The sequence below is a fragment of the Vannielia litorea genome, assembly GCF_018424695.1.
GTDB classification, from domain to species: domain Bacteria; phylum Pseudomonadota; class Alphaproteobacteria; order Rhodobacterales; family Rhodobacteraceae; genus Vannielia; species Vannielia litorea_A.
Genome location: NZ_QTNQ01000140.1, coordinates 1 through 5,778 on the forward strand (window position 1 = coordinate 1; position 5,778 = coordinate 5,778).

Below are 5,778 nucleotides of genomic sequence, written 5' to 3' on the forward strand. Positions count from 1 at the left end.
CGCCATGCGCGGGCGCACAGCAAAAAAGGCGCGCCTCAAGGCGCCCCTTCTTCCAGTAAGCGCCGATCTACTTGACCCGCGCGGCCGCCACGATCTCCCCCGGGCCGGGCTTCTGCACGATCACCACCGCCGGGGCTTCTCCCGGCGCGGGCACCCGCAGCTCCAACGCCGCCACGCCATCCCACTCGCTGAGCACCTGCCAGTCCCGCACGATGTTGTGGTAGCTCATCGTCAGCCCGGCGTTCTCGCCGCGCTTGATCGCCACCGTCTCCTGCGGCGTGAACCGCACCAGCTGCACCACGAGCGTACCCTGTGCCGGCTCGGGCGGCGTGCCCGCGATGGCCACTTCTTCGCCCTCGCGGCGGGCGGTGAGCTGCATCACCGGGGGCCGGGCCTTGTGGCTGCCCAGCAGGTCCACCACATCCATCGGGCGGGCGCCAACCACATGATCGACCCCGCCGATCACCATCTGCGGGGTGTAAATCGTCCGCGCACCGGCCTGATGCGCATAGGCTTTCTGGCGCTTGGTGTGCTCAGGCCTGGCGAAGGCATCCTTCCAGCCGATGTAATCCCAGTAATCCACATGCAGGGCCAGCGCGATCACGCCCGGTTTGTTTGCAAGTTTGGCCAAAATTTCATCGGCCGGCGGGCAGCTCGAACAGCCCTGGCTGGTGTAGAGTTCCACGACAACCGGGCTCTCCGCCCGTGCCACCCCGGCCAGCGCGGCACAGAAAGCCAGCGCCCCGAAGAGCATTTTTCCGCCTGATTTCAAGGCCATGTCAACCTGCTTTTGTCATCCCTGATACCCGGTTTATCCCCTCGTCCGCGCAAGTGCCAATCAACGAAACGCGAGAGATGTGACAAAGCGCGCGGGGCCCTTGCACCCCAATTGTGTGCAATGGTATACAAAATCCCGAAACAACAACCCTAACCGCCTTGCAAGCCCCCGCGCTTGCAGCGTAAGGGAAAGCCAAGTGCAGCCACCCAAAGCCAAGGGAGCCCCCCATGCCAATTACCGTCGGCCACGATACCTCCAAAACCCGCAAGACCCTCACCGTCGGCAGCCAGTCGGTCGATTACTATTCGATCCCTGCCGCCGAAGCCGCCGGTCTGGGCGATTTCTCCAAGCTCCCCGCCGCGCTCAAGGTGGTGCTGGAAAACATGCTGCGCTTCGAGGATGACAAGACGGTCTCGGTCGATGACATCAAGGCCTTCTCCGAATGGGCCACCAAGGGCGGCAAGAACCCGCGTGAAATCGCCTACCGCCCCGCCCGCGTGCTGATGCAGGATTTCACCGGCGTGCCCGCCGTGGTTGACCTCGCCGCCATGCGCGACGGCATCAAGTCGCTCGGCGGCGACCCGCAAAAGATCAACCCGCTCAACCCCGTCGACCTCGTGATCGACCACTCGGTGATGATCGACGAGTTCGGCAACCCGCGCGCCTTCCAGATGAATGTGGACCGCGAGTATGAACGCAACATGGAGCGCTACACCTTCCTCAAATGGGGCCAGTCGGCGTTCAACAACTTCCGCGTGGTGCCGCCGGGCACCGGCATCTGCCACCAGGTAAACCTCGAGTATCTGGCGCAAACCGTCTGGACCGACGTGGATCAGGACGGCAAGGAAGTCGCCTACCCCGACACGCTCGTGGGCACCGACAGCCACACCACCATGGTCAACGGCGCTGCCGTGCTCGGCTGGGGCGTGGGCGGCATCGAAGCCGAGGCCGCGATGCTCGGCCAGCCGATCTCCATGCTGATCCCCGAAGTCGTCGGCTTCGAGCTGACGGGCGCCATGGTCGAGGGGACCACCGGCACCGACCTGGTGCTGAAGGTCGTCGAGATGCTGCGCGAGAAGGGCGTGGTCGGCAAGTTCGTCGAGTTCTACGGCTCCGGTCTCGACAAGCTGCCGCTGGCCGACCGGGCCACCATCGCCAACATGGCCCCCGAATACGGCGCCACCTGTGGCTTCTTCCCGATCGACGCCGAAACCCTGCGCTACCTGAAGAACACCGGCCGCGACGAAGACCGCATAGCGCTGGTCGAGGCCTACGCAAAGGAAAACGGCTTCTGGCGCGGGGCCGATTACGCCCCCGTCTACACCGACACGCTCAGCCTCGACATGGGCACCATCGTGCCTGCCATCTCCGGCCCCAAGCGCCCGCAGGACTACATCGCGCTCGACCAGGCCGCTCCGGCCTTCTCCAAGTTCATCGAGGGCCTGCGCGACGGCAAGGACGCGGGCGAAAAATCCGAAGCCCGCTGGGAGGCCGAAGGCGGCGCCCCCGAGCCGCGTGACGTCCCCGGCGACACCGGGCACCACGCCAAAGGCTGGTACAAGGCAGACGACGGCACCACGCACCAGCTGCACGACGGCTCCATCGTGATCGCCTCGATCACGTCGTGCACCAACACCTCCAACCCCTACGTCATGATCGGCGCGGGGCTGGTGGCCCGCAAGGCCCGCGAAAAGGGCCTGACCCGCAAGCCCTGGGTCAAAACCTCGCTGGCGCCCGGTTCGCAGGTGGTCTCGGCCTACCTCGAAGCTGCCGACCTCCAAGAGGATCTGGACGCCATCGGCTTCAACCTCGTCGGCTACGGCTGCACCACCTGCATCGGCAACTCGGGCCCGCTGGAGGCGCCGATCTCCAAGGCGATCAACGACTACGATCTGGTGGCCACCTCGGTGCTCTCGGGCAACCGCAACTTCGAGGGCCGGATCAGCCCCGACGTGCGCGCCAACTACCTCGCCTCCCCACCCCTCGTGGTGGCCTATTCTCTGGTGGGCGACATGAACGTCGACATCACCACCGAGCCGCTCGGCGAGGATCAGGACGGCAACCCCGTCTACCTCAAGGACATCTGGCCGACCCAGCAGGAAGTGGCGGAACTGGTCGAGCAGACCGTGACGCGCGAGGCCTTCCAGTCCAAATATGCCGACGTCTTCAAGGGCGACGACAAGTGGCAGGGCGTCGAGACGACCGACAGCGAAACCTACGACTGGCCCGCGTCCTCGACCTACGTCCAGAACCCGCCCTACTTCCAAGGCATGACGATGGACACCAAGAAGATCGAGAACATCGAGGGCGCCAAGGTGCTGGCCCTGCTGGGCGACATGGTCACGACCGACCACATCTCCCCCGCCGGGTCCTTCAAGGAGAGCACCCCCGCCGGGCAGTACCTGCGCGAGCACCAGGTGCCGGTGCGCGAGTTCAACTCCTACGGCTCGCGGCGCGGCAACCACGAGGTGATGATGCGCGGCACCTTCGCCAACATCCGCATCAAGAACGAGATGCTGGACGGTGTCGAAGGCGGCTACACCAAGGGGCCCGACGGCAAGCAGACCTCGATCTACGAGGCCGCCATGGCCTGGCAGGAGAAGGGCGTGCCGCTCGTCGTCTTCGGCGGCGAGCAGTATGGCGCGGGCTCCAGCCGCGACTGGGCCGCCAAGGGCACCGCGCTTCTGGGCGTGAAGGCCGTGATCGCCGAGAACTTCGAGCGCATCCACCGCTCCAACCTAGTTGGCATGGGCGTCATCCCCTTCGAATTCACCGGCGGCGACACTCGCAAGTCTCTGGGCTTGACCGGCGAAGAGACAGTGTCGATCAAGGGCCTGGAAGGCGTGAAGCCACTGCAAGAGGTGCCCGCCGAGATCACCATGGCCGACGGCACGGTGAAGGAAATCACCCTCAAGTGCCGCATCGATACCGCCGTGGAGATCGACTACATCGAGAACGGCGGCGTGCTGCACTATGTGCTGCGCAACCTCGCCAAGGCCGCCTGACCGGCTATCGGCCATTAAATCAACAGCAAGGCCCCGCCCCGGCGGGGCCTTTTTCGTCGGGTCGGCACTCTGTCCACCACGACGTCACTCTAGGTGCCTTTGCGTGCCCTGTTCCGAAACGGGCGCGCCTTCAAACGCCCCGCAGCCTCACATGGCTCCGCCCAGGGCCCACCGCGTCGAACAGCAGTCGCGGATCGCGCACATAGCCCGCCCTCCGCTTCTGCGCCAGCACCGGCTTGGACGCCGGACAGGGCTCCACCCCGTCAAGCGCCGCCTTTGCCGTACGCCGCGCCTCGCGGCGGCCGCGGAACGGCCCCAGCGCGCGCGTGTTCTCCGGCACGTCCATGTCGACGAGCCAGGCCGTCCACCCGGCGCCATCGCGGGTGACTTCGATAACGGTAGAGCCGCGCACCGGCACGGGGCGGCCGAGGAGCAGCGAAATCGCGTAATCTCTGGGAAGGGGCATCTCATGCCTCCCTTGAATGACTTGGTGAATGAATGCCTCAAGCCTTCCACGCGCGCCCGCACCGCGCCACACCCCGCCCCTCGAAGTCACGCCATATTCCCCCTGCCTTCACGCCCAACGCACCACCCGGAATAGAAAAAGACCCCGGCCTCGGGGAGGATTGCCGGGGTCTTCTCTTGTGTCGGGCACTTATTGCCCGGGGTCCGGGACGGGGGAGGAAGCCCCGAACATCTGGTCTGAAATAGCGACCTTGAAAAGCGCGGCAGTAAAACACCCTGCCTGTCTGAAAACCTGCGGGCCGGCTCCGACCTGCACCAACAGCATTGCCCCAGCCCGCGCCGCATCACCATCGGGGGCCGCGCGCTTTCACCCCGGATTCACGCCCAATTAACGCCGGGTCACCCGCTTGACCGTGGCGCGCCCCTCGGCCACACATCTTCCATGGCCTTCAACGCCCCCCAATGGTTCTCCGACGCGCTCACAACCGCCTGCGCCGACCCGGCGCTGGACCATGACGCGCGCTGGCCCCGCTTTCTCGATCCGGAGTATCGCTGTCCCTGCTGCGGCATCGCCTCGCCCGGTCTCATCGACATGGCCTTCGACCACCCCGATGTCTGGCCCCACGGCAGCCTCGGACCCACCGGCGAACCGATCATGGAGGTGGGCATCGACCGGCTCACCACCGATCTCTGCCGCGTGAAAGAGGCCCATTTCGTGCGCTGCATCCTGCCCGTGCCGATCCGGGGCCACGACGGCTACTTCTGCTTCGGCCCCTGGGCGCTGCTGGCCCGCGAACACTTCGAGGATTACGCCCGCTCCACGATGGAGCCCTACCCGCCCTTCGAGGGCTGCGAAGCGGTGCTGGCCAACACCCTGCCCGGCGCCAACCCGCGCGAGCCGGTGCCCTGTCTCCTCACCACAGCCGAGCTTGGCAGCCGCCCGGCACTCTTTGCCCATGGCGGCCCGATCCGGCAGGCGCAGGAGCAGGGCATCACCCTCGACACCCTGCTCGACATCTACGCCGCCGCGGGCACCGACCTGCGCGGCCACCTCGACGCCGATCCGGCGCCGGAGGCAGGCTAGGCGCGCTTCCGCCCATTCACGCAGGCGTCACCGCCTGCGACCGCCTGCCTCACTGGCCCTTCTCCGGCGCCCCTGCTAGGCCCCCGCTCCGCAAATGCATGCGCGCGCGCCCCGGCCACCGCCGAGGGCGCAGGCGTGTCCGGAGAAAGAGAAGAATGACCGAAACGACCGAAGGGCAGCACGAGGCCGCCCGGATCGCCACCACCAGCAACGCGCTCGATCTCGGCGCGCTCTCGCTGATCGCCGTCGTTGGCAGCCCCGACGCCCGCCGCGCCATCCTGCGTCACCGCTCGGGCCGCACCGAAACCGTAACCACGGGCGACGACGCCGCCGGCGGCACCGTGACCGAAATCCAGAGCAACAGCCTCACCCTCGTCCTCGACGGCAAGCCGCTGCACCTCTCCCTGCCCGCCTGATCGCCGCGGGCAGCACCCGCCCCCTTGACC

5 protein-coding genes are annotated in these 5,778 nt (G+C 66.6%); 3 read left to right on the forward strand and 2 right to left on the reverse strand.

All coding sequences use genetic code 11. The features are described 5' to 3' along the window. Positions 1-67: 67 nt before the first annotated feature. Positions 68-778 (reverse strand): DUF1223 domain-containing protein, encoded by a 711-nt coding sequence (locus tag DYI42_RS22965; RefSeq protein WP_213549327.1) that lies wholly within the window; start codon positions 776-778, stop codon positions 68-70. Positions 779-1,005: 227 nt separating this feature from the next. Here DYI42_RS22965 and acnA point away from each other — a divergent pair, with 227 nt between their 5' ends. Further along, positions 1,006-3,783 carry an aconitate hydratase AcnA gene (gene acnA, locus DYI42_RS22970; protein ID WP_213549329.1) on the forward strand — a complete coding sequence of 926 codons (2,778 nt, stop codon included), beginning with the start codon at positions 1,006-1,008 and terminating at the stop codon, positions 3,781-3,783. Positions 3,784-3,913: 130 nt separating this feature from the next. On the opposite strand, the gene DYI42_RS22975 is transcribed toward acnA, so the two are convergent. Further along, entirely contained in the window at positions 3,914-4,249 is a 336-nt protein-coding gene (locus tag DYI42_RS22975; RefSeq protein WP_213549331.1) for a hypothetical protein, read from the reverse strand. A 441-nt stretch (positions 4,250-4,690) separates the two neighbouring features. Here DYI42_RS22975 and DYI42_RS22980 point away from each other — a divergent pair, with 441 nt between their 5' ends. Both DYI42_RS22980 and DYI42_RS22985 read left to right on the forward strand, forming a co-directional pair. Continuing rightward, positions 4,691-5,332 (forward strand): DUF2199 domain-containing protein, encoded by a 642-nt coding sequence (locus DYI42_RS22980; RefSeq protein WP_213549333.1) that lies wholly within the window; start codon positions 4,691-4,693, stop codon positions 5,330-5,332. 155 nt (positions 5,333-5,487) lie between these two features. Continuing rightward, positions 5,488-5,748, forward strand: coding sequence for a hypothetical protein (locus DYI42_RS22985; RefSeq protein ID WP_213549335.1), 261 nt, complete (start codon positions 5,488-5,490; stop codon positions 5,746-5,748). Positions 5,749-5,778 lie beyond the last annotated feature (30 nt).